Below are 15163 nucleotides of genomic sequence, written 5' to 3'. Positions count from 1 at the left end.
CACAGCAATGACGCTTGTAAATAAGAGACCTACTCCGTCAGCACCGTAAACTTAAAATCTAACGGTTCAAAATTGCGGATAAGTTCGTCAATGAAAAGCTGGCCCCATTTTACGTAGCTTAAGCCAAAATTCTCTGAACGTTCCTGCAGGCTGTTGTTTGGGAAGATATCCGCTTTGATGGATTCTATTTGTTCCAGGCGGGTATGGTAGTTGCGTTTTTCGGCTTTTACCATTTTCTTTTGCAGGTTATCAATAGCATGTTTCAGCCGTGCCTGTACCGCACCGGCAGATGGCTCGAGGGTAGGATCTATCTTGTGCGACCGTGATTTTATTTTTTCGAAAACACGTTCCAACTCGCGCCATTCCTCGGCAAGGGTAAGGTCGTGGTTACTATGTGCTTTTACCCAGCCGTTTTTAATTTCATCTGCACTTTTAAAGATCTCGGCAGGGGCAAGTTCCATGCTTTTTATTTTGGCAGCGGTTTCCTTGCGGATAACCAGGCCTGAATTACGCAGGATCAATATTGGGAAATCAACCTTATAATGGGCGAAGTTTGATTTTAGCTCCAGCCAGTAAATTACCTCGGCACCACCACCTACGTAGGCTATATTTGGCAGGATGCATTCCTGATACAAGGGGCGCATCACCACATTCGGACTAAACCTTTCAGGCGCTGTCTTAATTTCCTGTTTCAACTCCGCCTCGGTAAAGCTGATGTCCGTATTCATTACGTTGTAACGGTCGTTCTCAAAAACAAGGCGTTCGCGCAGGTTATCTTTCAGGTAAAAGAAGTTGATCTCGCGCGGGTTTACCTGGATATGCACGCCAAGCTTTTGCAATTGCTCGTTAACGGCGGTAATATTTTTAAAGCTGTTTTGCTGGATGATGTCCTGCTCGATAATAGGAGCAAAGGACTCTTTAAGGCGATGATCATCAGCATCGATAATAACCAAGCCGTAGCGGCCAAAAAGAGCATTCACCAGGTAGCGGGTAGCATCGGCAAGGTGATCGAACTTGGTGTAAGCGGTTTCTACCATTTCGCCCAGTTCAGACGAGTGTCCGTCTATTCCAAGCACACCCTTGTACTGGTTTAGTGCCTGGCGCATGGTATCGGGATTGATACGCCCTGTAGCGCCCGAAGCCTCGTACCACCAATGCACTTTTTTACCACCAATATTGGTATAGTTTATTTCGGCAAAATCATGATCCTCAGATGCCATCCAGTAAACCGGGACAAAATTCTTATCGGGATGGGCTTCTTTTAGTTGCCTGCACAGTTTGATGGCGGTAACTATTTTGTAAATGAAGTAGAGTGGCCCTGTGAATATATTAAGCTGGTGACCTGTGGTAACGGTGTATGTATCGTTGTGTTTAAGTAGTTCGATGCGTTTGCGGATAAAATCGGCAGATTCCAATTCCGGCTCGCCATTTTGCGAGTTGCTAAAGTATTGTTCCAATAAAACTTCGGCAAGCAGGTCGCGGTTGGCAATAACTTTTTTGTGCTCAAAAAACTTCGCGAAACCTTCAAGAGTAGGGCGCTCGCCGTAAAATGACCTTAACTCCGGAACATTCTCCAGATAATCGATAACCGTTTGGGAAAAATACCCCGTGTCTTTATAGTCAATACAGGCTGCGTCCATTGTTTGTGAATTTCGGATTTCGGATGTTCGATTTCGGATTTAACCAAAATCAGATATCTAAAAATGAATGTCGAAATTAGATTTTAATATTTTAATAGCAACACGTGGCCTGTAAAATTGGTTTTATTTTACAATTTGTCCATAAAGGTCAAAGTCCTCGGCGGTGTCGATCTTTACGTTAACAAAAGTGCCAACTGCCGCGTAATCTATAGACGCGTCGATCAAAACTTCATTATCAACCTCGGGCGAATCAAATTCGGTACGGCCAACAAAATAACCACCATCTTTTTTATCGATAAGCACCTTATAAGTGGTGCCGATCTTCTCTTGGTTTTTGTCGAAAGAAATGCCTTGCTGAATTTCCATAATGGCATCGGCGCGTTCCTGTTTTACTTCTTCAGGAACATCATCAACCAAGCTATGGGCATGTGTTTTTTCCTCGTGAGAGTAAGTGAAACAGCCCAAACGATCAAACTTAGTATCTGCTACCCATTGTGCCATTTCTTCAAAATCGTGTTGCGTTTCGCCGGGGTAACCAGTGATCAGTGTGGTACGCATGGCGATGTTGGGCACCCGGTCGCGGATCTCGTTCACCACATCAATGGTTTTTTGCTTGGTCAACCCACGGCGCATTGATTTTAGCATGTTATCTGTAATGTGCTGTAGCGGCATATCCAGGTATTTGCAAATGTTATCGCGTTCGTTCATCACATCCAAAACTTCCATAGGGAAACCCGAAGGATAAGCGTACTGCATCCTGATCCACTCCACACCATTAACGTCGCTAAGGCGGCGCAGCAGTTCATCCAGGTTACGTTTGCCATATAGGTCGAGGCCGTAGTAGGTAAGGTCCTGTGCTATCAGGATCAATTCTTTTGTGCCATTTTTTACCAGGCTCTCGGCGTTTTTAACCAATTGATCCATCGGTGTGCTAACGTGTTTGCCGCGCATCAATGGGATAGCGCAGAAAGAGCATGGGCGGTTACAACCTTCAGCAATTTTAAAGTAAGCAAAGTGCGATGGCGTGGTTAATAAACGCTCGCCAATTAATTCGTGTTTGTAGTCGGCGCCGATGCTTTGCAGTATGTTTTGAAGGTCATTTGTGCCGAAATAAGCGTCAACATTGGTGATCTCGGCCTCTAATTCGGGCTTGTAGCGCTCGCTTAAGCAACCGGTAACGATCACTTTGCCAACCTTGCCCTGCTCTTTAAGCTCGCTGTATTGCAGGATGGTATCTATAGATTCCTGCTTGGCATTATCTATAAAGCCACAGGTATTGATGACGATGATATCATCGCTTCGCATTTTATCAGACTCGTGAACCACATCATAGGCACTGCCCTTAAGCTGGCCCATAAGTACCTCACTATCGTATATGTTTTTTGAACAGCCCAAAGTAACCACGTTTACACGGGGCTTCTTTTTAAGTATCGGCTTTGTAATTTCTTTTGTTCTCATTGCTCTATTCCCACGCTGTTATTGCGAGGTATGAAGTAATCTCTTTGCTTTACAGGGGCGGCTTGTCCTCTGTAGAGATTGCTTCATACCGCGCAATGACGCTTTTATTTTATTAGCGCTTAGGCGCTCATTTATTTCTTACTTGAACAGACTGTTTACGAATTCATTCCTGTCAAACAACTGCAAATGTTCAACACCTTCGCCTACGCCTATATATTTTACCGGGATCTTAAACTGATCCGAAATGCCTATCACCACACCCCCTTTTGCCGTTCCGTCAAGCTTAGTTAGGGCAAGGGCGTTAACAGCAGTAGCTTCGGTAAACTGTTTACATTGCTCAATGGCGTTTTGCCCGGTTGATGCATCCAGTACAAGCAGTATCTCATGCGGTGCGCCGGGGACTACCTTTTGCATCACATTTTTGATCTTGGTAAGCTCGTTCATCAAACCTACTTTATTATGTAAACGGCCTGCGGTGTCAATAATTGCCACATCGTCGCCATTGGCAACTGCCGAACGCAACGTATCATATGCTACAGAGGCAGGGTCGCTGCCCATGGCTTGTGCTACCACTTTAACATCAACACGTTCGCCCCAAAGCTTTATCTGGTCAACCGCCGCCGCGCGGAAGGTGTCTGCAGCACCTAATACTACCTGATTGCCGGCTTGTTTTAGCTTGTGGGCCAGCTTGCCAATGGTAGTAGTTTTGCCTACGCCATTAACACCGACCACCATTATTACGTATGGCTTTTGCGAGCCGTACTCAAAAGTGTGGAAATCGTTACTGTTGTTTTCGGCAAGCAGGTTTTGAATTTCGTCCTTTAACAGGTTGTTAAGTTCGGAGGTATTAACGTATTTGTCTTTTGCAACACGCGCCTGGATGCGTTCGATGATCTTTAACGTGGTGCTTACGCCAACATCAGATGTTACCAGTACTTCTTCCAGGTCATCAAGCACATCATCATCAACGGTACTTTTACCGGCAATTACTTTGGTTATCTTGGAGAAGAAATTGTCCTTGGTTTTTTCCAAGCCGGTATCAAGCGCCTGCTGTTCCTGCTGCGTGGTTTCCTTTTTCTTGAAAAAATCAAATAGTCCCATAAGTCAGATGTGCAGATTTTAAATGTGCAGATTTGCAAATTAACAATTCGGAGCGGGATGTTTGATGCCGGATAAACATATTCGTGCAACTTTCCGTCAAACGTCCATTCATAATAAAAAAAGCCCTCTCGTTATGAACAAGACGGCTTTTATGTTTTTACTAAAAGTGATTACTGTTTACCAGTAATAGCATCTTTGATGTTATCGTTTGGAACGATCTGCTCTTTGAATGAGTAAGCACCGGTACGTGCTGATTTGTTCATCGTGATCACTTTTGAAAACTCTTTACCTTTACCCTGTACTTTTAGGGTTGCAACTACTTTCTTAGCCATGTTTTTATGTTTTTATAAGTTGTGCTTACAATTACAGGTTAAAAAATCAACCCGCTATCTACAGCAAATAAACTTAGATTATTTAATCTCTTTATGTACAGTTACTTTCCTTAAAACCGGGTTGAATTTTTTCATTTCCAGTCTTTCAGTTGTATTCTTTTTGTTTTTGGTGGTAATGTAACGAGACATACCCGGCATGCCGCTGGTTTTATGCTCTGTGCATTCTAAAATTACCTGAACCCTGTTGCCTTTCTTAGCCATTTTCTTTTATGTTTTGAGTTGCCTGCCAATCGTTAAGATATCACATCTTTACCGTAGCCCCAACAATCTATTAATATTAAATAGAGCCTTTTTTTACAAACTTGTTGATACAAGCAGTAATACCATTTTTGGTGATAGTTTTAAGTGCTGAAGTAGATACTTTTAGAGTGATCCATTTATCTTCTTCAGGGATATAAAACCTTTTAAGTTTTAAGTTTGGATAAAACTTGCGTTTAGTTTTAACGTTTGAGTTAGAAACGTTAAAGCCATTCATGTAGCCTTTTCCTGTTAAATCACAAATTCTTGACATGACAAATATTTTTTAATTCTCGTTCTTTTCCTAAAAAGAGTTTGCAAATATCAGCTTTTTAACTGAAATAAACAACGGTGTTTTTAAAATATTTCAAAAAAGATTTAGATAGCTAATAATAGATGATTTTGCGGGTGACGGTATCTATAAAAGTGCCTTGTACTAAAGGGGGGTAACTATGCCTGCGTAAGATCATATTCTGCCAATTACCATTATAATCGAAATTTGAATAGGTATAGGTGTTTTTAGATAATGGTAAATCTCTACCAGTCTCAAACAAATTTTCTTCTATAATACGTTTGCTACTATCATACTTGAATGTATAAATATCCGGCTCTCTGTGCTGGTCAGGAAAACTGATAGTGTCTGACTTAATTAATTTGTAAATTTCATATCTCAATTGCACGGTATCGGTATAATTTTTAGAAAGGTCTGGATAATGAAAGAAATTATACCGATTAAATAATGTTTGCATTAATCCAACAACTTGGTTGTTTTTGTAAAGGGTTTTATAGGACGCTTTCGTCGTTTGCACTGTGGTATCGGTTTTGCCTCCTAATGAGGCGATATCCGTTGATTTCATTATCGAAAAAGACATATTACCCTGCTCATCAAAATCAGTTACATTGTAATCGCCTTTCATAGCACGGCTATAGCTTATAGATAAGCGTTTTATTCTGCCATCTAATTTCTCAAAGAAAGGCCGACCATCATATCCCTCGTTGTAATACCAAGTTTTTGCCGTTGTATTCTTTTGATTACAAGAACTACTTAAGATTATTGTCATCGATAACCAGAAAAATAAATTAAGAGGATTTTTAATGCTTGGCATAATTAACACAAATCAATATTGAATACTAATGGGATATTATAATTTGAAAATATTATTGTTTCAAAACGAATATAAAATGGCGCAAACGTTTGCCTTAATTATATTACCTGTATGTTGAATTGCATAATTTAAACTAAAATTAGAATAAATCCGCATATTAGCGTTAGTAAAACCTTTTAGCAAGCTAAATCTATTATCATAATACTTTTTAAATTTTTTTAAAAAGATTTTAATTCGGTGTAACTATATTGTTAAAAATAACTAATTTACGCCACCATTATATACCACCATGCAAGTTAAATCATTTGAAGAGTACCAGCAGGTTTACAAAAAAAGTGTAGACCAACCCGAGCAATTTTGGGCGGAAATAGCCGATAATTTTTTATGGAAAAAGAAGTGGGACAAGGTTTTAGACTGGAACTTTACCGAACCAAAAATAGAATGGTTTAAAGGTGCCAAACTAAATATCACCGAAAACTGCCTTGACCGTCATTTAGAAAAGAACGGTGACACCCCCGCTATTATTTGGGAACCAAATGACCCTGCGGAAGATCATCGCATACTGAGCTACAAACAACTGCACGATAAAGTGTGCCAGTTTGCCAATGTGCTTAAGAACAATGGCGCCAAAAAAGGCGACCGCATTTGTATTTATATGCCTATGGTACCGGAGCTGGCCATAGCCGTTTTGGCTTGTGCCCGTATCGGCGCTATCCACTCTGTGGTGTTTGGGGGCTTTTCGGCACAATCTATTGCGGATAGGATCAAGGATGCTGAATGTAACATCGTGATAACTGCTGATGGTAGTTTCCGCGGGACTAAAGAGGTGCCGCTGAAATCTATTATAGATGATGCGCTGGTACAATGCCCGTCAATTAAAAAAGTAATTGTGCTTACCCGCAGTCATACGCCGGTATCTATGATAAAGGGCCGTGATGTTTGGTGGGAAGATGAAGTTAAAAAAGTAGAGACCCAGGGCAATCCGGATTGCCCCGCCGAAGAAATGGATGCCGAGGATATGCTTTTTATCCTGTATACATCAGGCTCGACCGGTAAACCGAAGGGTGTGGTGCATACTTGTGGTGGTTATATGGTTTACACGGGCTATACTTTTAGTACCGCGTTCCAATACCAGCCGGGCGAAGTTTATTTTTGTACGGCCGATATCGGCTGGATCACCGGTCACTCGTATATTGCTTATGGTCCGCTTACACAGGGCGCAACCTCGGTAATGTTCGAGGGCATCCCGACCTGGCCGGATGCAGGCCGCCTTTGGGACATTGTAGAAAAACATAAAGTTAACATATTATATACCGCGCCAACCGCCATACGCTCGTTAATGAGTTTTGGTGACGATGTGGTGAAAGGAAAAGATTTTAGCTCGTTGAAAAAGCTGGGCTCGGTAGGCGAACCGCTTAACGAGGAAGCCTGGCATTGGTTTGATGAAAAGATAGGTAAAGGTAACTGCCCTATTGTAGACACCTGGTGGCAAACCGAAACAGGTGGTTTCATGATCTCGCCAATTGCCAACGTTACGCCTTTAAAGCCGGGCTACGCTACTTTGCCATTGCCGGGCGTGCAACCTGTGCTGGTTGATGAGAACGGCAAGGAGATAGACGGAAACGGTGTGAGCGGAAATCTTTGTATCAAGTTCCCGTGGCCGGGGATGCTGCGTACCACCTACGGCGACCACGAGCGTTGCCGAACCACTTATTTTGCTACCTATCCCAACTTGTATTTTACGGGTGATGGTTGCTTACGCGATGAGGATGGTTATTACCGCATTACCGGCCGTGTAGATGACGTGCTGAATGTATCCGGCCACCGTATTGGTACTGCCGAGGTGGAGAATGCCATTAACATGCACAGTACCGTGGTAGAAAGTGCTGTTGTGGGTTATCCGCACGATATTAAAGGGCAGGGTGTTTATGCCTTTGTGGTATGCCCCAACCTGCACGACGATGCGGAACTGACGAAGAAAGATATCATGATGACCGTATCTCGTATAATTGGTGCCATTGCCAGGCCGGATAAGATCCAGTTTGTAAGCGGCCTGCCAAAAACACGCTCCGGCAAAATTATGCGCCGTATCTTAAGGAAGATAGCAGAAGGTGATACCTCCAACTTAGGCGATACCAGCACCTTGCTTGACCCTGCGATTGTGGAGGAGATAAAGGAAGGGGCTTTGTAAGGAGGTGTTAGATAAATATGCTATGCTTTTTTCTTTAATTTGAATAGCGTAAATTTGTTGTACCAAACAAAATACTATGTCGACTTTAACAGTACATCCAAAGAACGAACAGCAAGAAAATGCGCTTAAAGCTATTTTCGATGCGTTTAGCGTGAAGTATGAAAAAGAACTTAACGAAACAGAATACTTAATGTCAACTGAGGCTAATGTCAAGGCATTAGATAAAAGTATAGATGAATTAGAAGCTGGAAAAGGAATTAAAGTCTCTTTAGAAGATTTATGGAAATAGTTTTCTCTGCCGATGCTTTAGAGCAACTACAGTATTGGAAGAAAAGCGGAAATAAAAAAGCTATTGAAAAAATAAAACTGCTGATAGAACAGATACAAATAACTCCATTTGAAGGGACAGGTAAACCGGAAGCCTTAAAACATAACTGGACAGGATATTGGTCGAGGCGGATAACAAGCGAGCATCGTTTAGTATATAAGGTAGAAAACGATACTTTATTTATCGCTCAGTTGCGGTTTCATTATTAACAGGAACTGAAAAAGAACGGCCTTGAACATGACCGATACCCCCATCATCAATGGCAATAAACAATATATTTTTATTAGCGGCGAAAGCCACGATAATCCGGTGTTACTGTACCTGCATGGCGGGCCGGGGACACCGGATTTCTTTTTTGTACGGGATACGCTCAAGCCATTAGAAAAACTATTCACCATTTGTTATTGGGAGCAGCGGGGCGCAGGCCGGTCTTATGCAACACTTCAGGATAAGAACTCGCTAACACTTGAGCAGATGATTTTGGATGCTGAAGTGGTTACCCGCTACCTGGCAGATAAATTTGGACAAAGTAAGATTTATGTTTTAGGTCAATCATGGGGTACGTTTCTTGGGTCGCAACTGGTGAACCGCCACCCGGAACTGTTTCACGCCTATTTAAGCGTTGGGCAGGTGACAGATCAGTATCGATCCGAACTGGAATCTTACGAATTTGTAAAAGAGCAAGCAGCTATCCGTAAGGATAAAAGTGTGCTTGGTAAGCTGAATAAATACCCTGTTCCTGCGAGGGATGCCGGGATCAAGGCATGGTCGGCATATCTGAATTTCCAGCGATGGTATGTGGCGGTTTATAGCGGTAGCATGCGCAAGAAAAACATCTTTTTATTTGCGATATGGAAACTAATTATTTTTAAAGAATATTCTCTAAAAGATAAGCTTAACTACATGAAGGGCGCATCTCTGAGTTTAGATAAACTTTGGGATGGTATTATCACTACCCACATCAGCGATAACATAACTAACTACCAAATACCCGTTTATTTTTTCCACGGTGAACATGACCACCATACGTATTATGAGGGCGCGAAAAACTACTTCGAAAAACTGACCGCACCGCAAAAGCGATTTTATGCATTTCCCGATGCCGCCCATTTCCCGCATGTGGAATGTTTTGAAGCGTTTGAGCGGGTAGTGGTAAAAGAGATTTTGGGGGTATAATTTATTCTAATCCCTCATCTTTTGCTTATTTGAAAACCAAACTAACCCCCACCTGTTATTCTTATACATCTAAATTAAGGAGAAACAAATAATGGATAAGTTAGAATTAAAAGGCGGCTGGAACGAGCTAAAAGGTAAAATAAAGCAAGCATACGGCGATTTAACCGACGATGACTTGGCGCACGAAGAGGGTAAGGACGATGAAACACTTGGCCGCCTGCAACAAAAAACAGGCAAAAGCCGCGAAGATCTGATAGACTGGTTGAAAAGTTTATAGTATATGAGCCCCGATTCTTCGGGGCTTTTTTTTGGCCTCATATTTTCACCCAACTAATAAAACAGCGGTTGTGAACAGAATAATTTAATAAACATCTACCCAAAGCTTAATTCAATTATAGTTATTTTTGCCGCATGGCTAAGTCTAAACAACCCACGATACTTGTAGTAAACGATGATGGTATAACCGCGCCGGGCATAAAAGCTCTGATGCACACCATGAAAGAGCTTGGCAGGGTTGTGGTTGTTGCGCCCGATAGTCCGCAATCGGGCATGGGGCATGCCATTACCATTGGTAAACCGCTCCGTTTAGATGAGGTTGATATTTACGAAGGCATAGAAATGTATCGTTGCAGCGGTACACCGGTAGATTGTGTTAAACTTGCCGTAACCAAAGTATTCAATGGCGTAAAGCCCGATCTTTGTGTGTCGGGGATTAATCACGGACTTAATAATTCCATCAATGTATTGTACTCTGGTACCATGTCGGCGGCTGTTGAGGGTGCTATAGAAAGCATCCCGTCTATTGGTTTTTCTTTAGACGATTACTCTATGCAGGCCGATTTTGAGCCTTCCCAAAAATATGTGAAAGAGATAGCGCAGCAGGTGCTGGCCAACGGCCTGCCTGTGGGTACAGTGCTTAATGTGAATTTCCCGGCCAGGGATAAGATAAAGGGCATTAAAATTTGCCGCCAGGCCAACGCCAAATGGGCTGAAGAATTTGATATGCGGATGGATCCCTACAAACGCCCTTATTATTGGTTAACGGGTGTGTTCCAGAATAACGACCACGGCGAGGATACCGATGTTTGGGCACTCGACCATAATTACGCGTCTGTTGTGCCCGTGCAATTTGATATGACCGCGCACCACGCTATACCCGTTTTAAATACCTGGACGTTTAATGTTTAAAAAGAATAACCTTTCAACCACCTCTAAATCTCTCCCGAAAGAGGAGACTTTAAAGTTCTCGCCAAAGAATAATCTTTTTGTAGGTATATTATATGGCATGATACCACCAGTGCTTGCATGGGTGATATTCGTGGTGTTGTTGAAGAATGACGCTGTGATAATGGATAAGCCAGCTATGCCGTATCTTATAGCCATTGGGATAAATTTGGTGATGCTGCGGTTTTCTGCAAGGGCCTACCTGGATAAAACTTCAACCGGGATAATGATAGCTACCTTTGTGTGCACGCTGTTGATATTCATCTTAAAAGTATACCGATAAATGAAGTACTACCTGGTAGCCGGCGAGGCATCCGGCGATTTGCACGGCGCGAACCTGATGAAAGCTTTAAAAGAGCTAGACGAGCAGGCCGATTTCCGCTTTTTTGGCGGCGACCTGATGAAGACCGAAGGTGGTACCCTCGTAAAGCATTACGCCGATATGGCCTTTATGGGTTTTGTAGAGGTGGTTATCAATTTGAATACGATCCTCAAAAATTTAAAGAAATGCAAAGCGGATATCATGGCTTACAAACCGGATGTTTTGGTACTGATAGATTTCCCAGGTTTTAATTTGAAGATAGCTGAGTTTGCCAAAGCGCAGGGAATTGAAGTGTATTATTACATCTCCCCAAAAGTTTGGGCCTGGAACCAGAAACGTGTATTGAAGATTAAAAAGGTTGTCGACCACATGTTCTGCATCCTGCCGTTTGAGGTGGAATTTTACAAGAGTTGGGGGATGGAGATCGATTACGTAGGCAACCCCCTTTTGGATGCTGTTGATGCTTTTAAACCCAATCCTAATTTCATTGTAGATAATAACCTTACCGGTAAAAAAATAGTTGCCCTTTTACCCGGCAGCCGCAAGCAGGAGATAAGCCGCTTACTGTCCGAAATGCTGGGCGCATTAGAAAAATTCCCCCATCACCAATTTGTGGTGGCAGGCGCGCCGTCGTTCAATGCCGAATACTATAAACAATACCTTGGCGATAAAAATATCCCCGTGATATTTAATGCCACTTATGATATACTCGCCAATGCAGAAGCCGCGGTTGTAGCATCTGGCACAGCAACATTAGAAGCCGCTTTATTTAATGTGCCGCAGGTAGTGGTTTACAGGGGCAACGCGCTCACCATTGGCATTGCCCGTATGCTAATTAAGATAAAATTCATATCGCTGGTAAACCTTATTATGGACAAGCTAGTGGTGGCAGAACTGATCCAGAAAGATTGTACCTCATTGAATATTACTGAAGAACTGAATAACCTGCTGCACAACGCCCACCATCGCCAACAAATGCTAGCCGATTATGATGTGCTTGATGAGCGGATGGGCGCGCCCGGCGCCTCGGCCAAAACGGCTAAACTTATTGTAAAATACGCCCAAAACAATAAAGCCTTGCTAAAATAGCAAGGCTTTATTTTCTTAAAGGAATGTTGTAAATAGATGTTGTAGATTATATGATTGATCAGGCGGCTCCAACTGTTGTTGTGCAACTTTCTGTTTGTTGCTTGATATAAACTGATTTCTCTCTCTGAAAGCCTTAAGGTCTTCCATTAATAAGTTTTTTAATTCGTTATCAAAACGGGTAACTAATTTACTTGTTGCAGGTTTGTATTGAGCTTTAATAGTAGATAGTTGTGTATGAGTTAAGTTTTGTTTGATTAACTATGCAGCTATGCGGCTTGCAATTTTTAATTTTTTAAGGTCTTTCATCAAAATGTTCATTAACTCTTTATCGAAACGGTTAACTAATTTGCTGGTAGATGGTTTTTGGTGAGTTTTCATAATTCAATATTTTAAAGTTTTTTTAGTTTTTAGTTTGTTCTTCGTTGTTCTCTTTGTCCTGGTTTTCGCTAAGGTTATCATGTCTGCGTTTAGCTTCTTTGTATTGCCTTGCTATTTGCTCTTCGTCCCGCTCGTCAGATGTATTTTCAGGAGCTTTAGGGTTTTCCCACTCTTTCTCTTCGTCCGGGTTTTCAGTTGTTTCGTCGATCATAATTTATCTCCGTTTTATATATACTATTCCAAACTAATGCCAAACTTTTCATCACAATGAAAAAAAATGACATCAGGTACGATATATTTTTACATTAAAACCAAAAATGTGCAGAAACGTAAGTTTTAGACCGAATATTAAAACAGTATTTAGCAAAGGTGTATGCAAAAGCAGTACACGCTGTTGTAAAGAATAGTCAACACGTCGTTTAATGGCCAAATAAGTGTCCGTTTTTAAATTTTGGGTTGTTCGGAAGGGTATCCGATAATTGGCTAATTAAGCTCCAAATTAAAATATTTCAAATTAATTCTATTAAAACCATGGGCATTATAGAATATATTATATATTTGCATCATTAATTCGTTCTTTTAATAACTTATCCAGAAAGACAGAGGGAAAGGCCCTACGACGTCTTAGCAACCTGTACCGCTTTAACAAGTGTGTAAAAGGTGCTAATTCCTGCTCCGAACAATTGGGAGAGAGATAAGATGACCATACATTAAAAGTTAATAGCTTTATCCTTTGTGTCCTCTTTTTTTTGAGATAAGTTACTAAAGCAACGCCGGTAACATTTTTAAAAACAGACACGATGAGAATTTATTTGGATAACGCAGCCACTACCCAATTGGATAACGAAGTATTTAAAGCCATCACCCCATATTTATTAGAGTATTACGGTAACCCGTCGTCACACCACGAGCATGGCCGCGAGGTGAAGCAAGCTATTGAAGGTGCGCGTGCTACTATAGCCGACATGTTGAATGCATCGCCAAACGAAATTGTATTCACCAGCGGCGGCACCGAGGCTGATAATACCGCCATCCTGTCGAGCGTGCGCTCCCATCAAATAAAACATGTTATTACCACCCCGTTTGAGCACCATGCCGTGCTGCATACTTTAGAAGTATTGAAAAATAACGGCGAAATAAAACTAAGCTTCATCAATACCGATAGCCACGGTAACCTGGATATTAACCACCTGGATGCTTTGTTAAGAAGCAGTAGCCGCTCGCTGGTATCGGTAATGCATGCCAATAACGAAATTGGTAATCTTAACAACATCGAACTGATTGGCCAGGTCTGTAAAAGCAGGGGCACACTTTTTCACTCAGACACGGTACAGACCATGGGTCACTACAGGCACGATCTGTCGAAACTAAACACGCATTTTATAGCGGCATCGGCACATAAATTTCACGGGCCCAAAGGGGTAGGGTTTATTTACTGCCGTGATGGTGTGCAGTTATCACAATTATTACACGGCGGTACACAAGAACGCAAGCTACGTGCCGGTACCGAAAATATCCACGGTATAATAGGCCTGGCAAAAGCTTTAGAAGTTGCTTACCGAGATATTGACGAGCACCATGTTTATATCCAAAAATTAAAAAACAGGATGATAACTAAACTGCAGGAACAAATAGGGGATGTATATTTCAACGGCAATTCGGCCATTGCAGATAAAAGCCTTTATACTGTACTAAGTGCAAGCTTGCCTGATAACCACGTAGCCGGCAATCTGTTGACTTACCTTGATCAGAATAATATCTCGGTATCGGGAGGCAGCGCATGTTCAACAGGTACGGCATCACATGTGCTAAAAGCCATAGGTGCAGATCTGTCAAGAAACACCGTCAGGTTCTCTTTCAGCAAATTTAATACTGGCGAAGAAATTGATTACACGGTAGAAAAGCTATCGGCATTATATAAAGCCATTGCAGCATAATAGTTAATCCCGATTTCCCCGGAACGTATTAGCGCTGTTTACCATAGCGGCAGGTAGCGAATAGGCTCGTATAATCAAATAAAAACAAAAAAGGCCGACTAATTAGGAGGTCACTGAAAAAGTCCTTTAGAAATGCCCCCTGAGCAGGAAGTAATAGCCCCGGTTCATTGACAAAATTCCGGAAGCTGCGATTGAAGGGTGCTGACCCGTTGAACCTGTTGATAGGCAAAACGGTCTCTATAGCCATTGAGAAGGGCATTATCCGATTCAAATCCATTATAGTTGATGCTACTCATTCGCTGTCAAGATCCAACCCATATTCAGCATTGGAGGGATTGAATAACGACAGATGGACAGAATATCAATTGAAGACCTAGAGCCGGACGCTTACAAAGCCATGCTTGGCTTGGAGCATTATATCAGGAACTCCCCAATTCCCTCAACTAAATTGATTGGCAAGGTGAATTTGGGCAAGTTATCGGAGAAGGTTTTTTTGAGTTATAACGAACAAGGTTGTCGATCAAGCATATGAAGCTAAGAATATTTCATTTAAATAACTTATCCAATTAAGGGCATGCCAAAGT

Annotated in this window: 17 protein-coding genes, 1 pseudogene and 1 riboswitch; of the genes and pseudogenes, 10 read left to right on the top strand and 8 right to left on the bottom strand. The window is 41.9% G+C overall.

Annotation, left to right across the window (positions count from 1 at the left end; translation table 11 throughout):
* Positions 1-29: 29 nt before the first annotated feature.
* From bshC to RHM67_RS18075, 7 genes are all read right to left on the bottom strand, one after another.
* Complete coding sequence (bshC, locus tag RHM67_RS18105) at positions 30-1640, bottom strand: bacillithiol biosynthesis cysteine-adding enzyme BshC (protein WP_322228552.1); 1611 nt, start codon at positions 1638-1640, stop codon at positions 30-32.
* Between the two features lie 123 nt (positions 1641-1763).
* Entirely contained in the window at positions 1764-3098 is a 1335-nt protein-coding gene (gene rimO, locus RHM67_RS18100) for a 30S ribosomal protein S12 methylthiotransferase RimO (RefSeq protein WP_322228551.1), read from the bottom strand.
* 138 nt (positions 3099-3236) lie between these two features.
* Positions 3237-4199: a signal recognition particle-docking protein FtsY gene (ftsY, locus tag RHM67_RS18095; RefSeq protein ID WP_252756000.1), complete on the bottom strand. Its 963-nt coding sequence runs from the start codon at positions 4197-4199 to the stop codon at positions 3237-3239.
* A 170-nt stretch (positions 4200-4369) separates the two neighbouring features.
* The gene (locus RHM67_RS18090) at positions 4370-4531 is read right to left on the bottom strand and encodes a DUF4295 domain-containing protein (RefSeq protein ID WP_322228549.1); all 162 of its coding nucleotides are present in this window, start codon (positions 4529-4531) and stop codon (positions 4370-4372) included.
* Between the two features lie 78 nt (positions 4532-4609).
* Positions 4610-4792, bottom strand: coding sequence for a 50S ribosomal protein L33 (gene rpmG / locus RHM67_RS18085; protein ID WP_067063463.1), 183 nt, complete (start codon positions 4790-4792; stop codon positions 4610-4612).
* Between the two features lie 76 nt (positions 4793-4868).
* Complete coding sequence (gene rpmB, locus RHM67_RS18080; protein WP_067063465.1) at positions 4869-5102, bottom strand: 50S ribosomal protein L28; 234 nt, start codon at positions 5100-5102, stop codon at positions 4869-4871.
* Positions 5103-5214: 112 nt separating this feature from the next.
* Positions 5215-5934, bottom strand: a complete 720-nt coding sequence (locus RHM67_RS18075) for a hypothetical protein (protein ID WP_322228544.1) — start codon at positions 5932-5934, stop codon at positions 5215-5217.
* Between the two features lie 289 nt (positions 5935-6223).
* Here RHM67_RS18075 and acs point away from each other — a divergent pair, with 289 nt between their 5' ends.
* From acs to lpxB, 8 genes are all read left to right on the top strand, one after another.
* Positions 6224-8125: an acetate--CoA ligase gene (acs, locus tag RHM67_RS18070; protein WP_322228542.1), complete on the top strand. Its 1902-nt coding sequence runs from the start codon at positions 6224-6226 to the stop codon at positions 8123-8125.
* A 76-nt stretch (positions 8126-8201) separates the two neighbouring features.
* On the top strand, positions 8202-8414 hold the full coding sequence (locus RHM67_RS18065; protein ID WP_322228540.1) for a DUF2683 family protein: 213 nt from the start codon (positions 8202-8204) through the stop codon (positions 8412-8414).
* Entirely contained in the window at positions 8405-8662 is a 258-nt protein-coding gene (locus RHM67_RS18060) for a Txe/YoeB family addiction module toxin (protein ID WP_322228538.1), read from the top strand. The genes RHM67_RS18065 and RHM67_RS18060 overlap by 10 nt, the downstream gene beginning before the upstream one ends.
* A 28-nt stretch (positions 8663-8690) precedes the next feature.
* Entirely contained in the window at positions 8691-9629 is a 939-nt protein-coding gene (locus RHM67_RS18055) for an alpha/beta hydrolase (protein ID WP_322228536.1), read from the top strand.
* 91 nt (positions 9630-9720) lie between these two features.
* On the top strand, positions 9721-9906 hold the full coding sequence (locus RHM67_RS18050) for a CsbD family protein (RefSeq protein ID WP_322228532.1): 186 nt from the start codon (positions 9721-9723) through the stop codon (positions 9904-9906).
* A gap of 134 nt (positions 9907-10040) precedes the next feature.
* Entirely contained in the window at positions 10041-10817 is a 777-nt protein-coding gene (gene surE / locus RHM67_RS18045; protein ID WP_322228530.1) for a 5'/3'-nucleotidase SurE, read from the top strand.
* A complete protein-coding gene (locus RHM67_RS18040) occupies positions 10810-11136 on the top strand; it encodes a hypothetical protein (RefSeq protein ID WP_322228527.1) in 327 nt (108 codons plus the stop codon). The genes surE and RHM67_RS18040 overlap by 8 nt, the downstream gene beginning before the upstream one ends.
* Positions 11137-12264, top strand: a complete 1128-nt coding sequence (gene lpxB / locus RHM67_RS18035) for a lipid-A-disaccharide synthase (RefSeq protein ID WP_322228526.1) — start codon at positions 11137-11139, stop codon at positions 12262-12264.
* A 400-nt stretch (positions 12265-12664) separates the two neighbouring features.
* On the opposite strand, the gene RHM67_RS18030 is transcribed toward lpxB, so the two are convergent.
* Positions 12665-12853, bottom strand: coding sequence for a hypothetical protein (locus tag RHM67_RS18030; protein ID WP_322228524.1), 189 nt, complete (start codon positions 12851-12853; stop codon positions 12665-12667).
* A 373-nt stretch (positions 12854-13226) separates the two neighbouring features.
* Positions 13227-13343: riboswitch (SAM riboswitch) on the top strand.
* A gap of 99 nt (positions 13344-13442) precedes the next feature.
* Here RHM67_RS18030 and RHM67_RS18025 point away from each other — a divergent pair.
* Together RHM67_RS18025 and RHM67_RS18020 are read left to right on the top strand one after the other, a co-directional pair.
* Positions 13443-14579, top strand: a complete 1137-nt coding sequence (locus RHM67_RS18025) for a cysteine desulfurase family protein (protein ID WP_322228523.1) — start codon at positions 13443-13445, stop codon at positions 14577-14579.
* A 126-nt stretch (positions 14580-14705) separates the two neighbouring features.
* Positions 14706-14911 (top strand): annotated as a pseudogene (locus RHM67_RS18020) (IS5/IS1182 family transposase); the annotation flags it as partial.
* Positions 14912-15163: the final 252 nt, after the last annotated feature.

The organism is Mucilaginibacter sp. 5C4 (assembly GCF_034345625.1).
GTDB lineage: Bacteria > Bacteroidota > Bacteroidia > Sphingobacteriales > Sphingobacteriaceae > Mucilaginibacter > Mucilaginibacter aurantiaciroseus.
The sequence above is the reverse complement of the archived record's forward strand: the minus strand, read 5'-3'. Positions and strand labels throughout refer to the sequence as shown.

Excerpts from the sequence above, each read along its gene's own strand:
- bshC (WP_322228552.1), bottom strand. The coding sequence starts at position 1,640 with ATGGACGCAGCCTGTATTGACTATAAAGACACGGGGTATTTTTCCCAA.
- rimO (WP_322228551.1), bottom strand. The coding sequence starts at position 3,098 with ATGAGAACAAAAGAAATTACAAAGCCGATACTTAAAAAGAAGCCCCGT.
- ftsY (WP_252756000.1), bottom strand. The coding sequence starts at position 4,199 with ATGGGACTATTTGATTTTTTCAAGAAAAAGGAAACCACGCAGCAGGAA.
- RHM67_RS18090 (WP_322228549.1), bottom strand. The coding sequence starts at position 4,531 with ATGGCTAAGAAAGTAGTTGCAACCCTAAAAGTACAGGGTAAAGGTAAA.
- rpmG (WP_067063463.1), bottom strand. The coding sequence starts at position 4,792 with ATGGCTAAGAAAGGCAACAGGGTTCAGGTAATTTTAGAATGCACAGAG.
- rpmB (WP_067063465.1), bottom strand. The coding sequence starts at position 5,102 with ATGTCAAGAATTTGTGATTTAACAGGAAAAGGCTACATGAATGGCTTT.
- RHM67_RS18075 (WP_322228544.1), bottom strand. The coding sequence starts at position 5,934 with ATGCCAAGCATTAAAAATCCTCTTAATTTATTTTTCTGGTTATCGATG.
- acs (WP_322228542.1), top strand. The coding sequence starts at position 6,224 with ATGCAAGTTAAATCATTTGAAGAGTACCAGCAGGTTTACAAAAAAAGT.
- RHM67_RS18065 (WP_322228540.1), top strand. The coding sequence starts at position 8,202 with ATGTCGACTTTAACAGTACATCCAAAGAACGAACAGCAAGAAAATGCG.
- RHM67_RS18060 (WP_322228538.1), top strand. The coding sequence starts at position 8,405 with ATGGAAATAGTTTTCTCTGCCGATGCTTTAGAGCAACTACAGTATTGG.
- RHM67_RS18055 (WP_322228536.1), top strand. The coding sequence starts at position 8,691 with ATGACCGATACCCCCATCATCAATGGCAATAAACAATATATTTTTATT.
- RHM67_RS18050 (WP_322228532.1), top strand. The coding sequence starts at position 9,721 with ATGGATAAGTTAGAATTAAAAGGCGGCTGGAACGAGCTAAAAGGTAAA.
- surE (WP_322228530.1), top strand. The coding sequence starts at position 10,041 with ATGGCTAAGTCTAAACAACCCACGATACTTGTAGTAAACGATGATGGT.
- RHM67_RS18040 (WP_322228527.1), top strand. The coding sequence starts at position 10,810 with ATGTTTAAAAAGAATAACCTTTCAACCACCTCTAAATCTCTCCCGAAA.
- lpxB (WP_322228526.1), top strand. The coding sequence starts at position 11,137 with ATGAAGTACTACCTGGTAGCCGGCGAGGCATCCGGCGATTTGCACGGC.
- RHM67_RS18030 (WP_322228524.1), bottom strand. The coding sequence starts at position 12,853 with ATGATCGACGAAACAACTGAAAACCCGGACGAAGAGAAAGAGTGGGAA.
- RHM67_RS18025 (WP_322228523.1), top strand. The coding sequence starts at position 13,443 with ATGAGAATTTATTTGGATAACGCAGCCACTACCCAATTGGATAACGAA.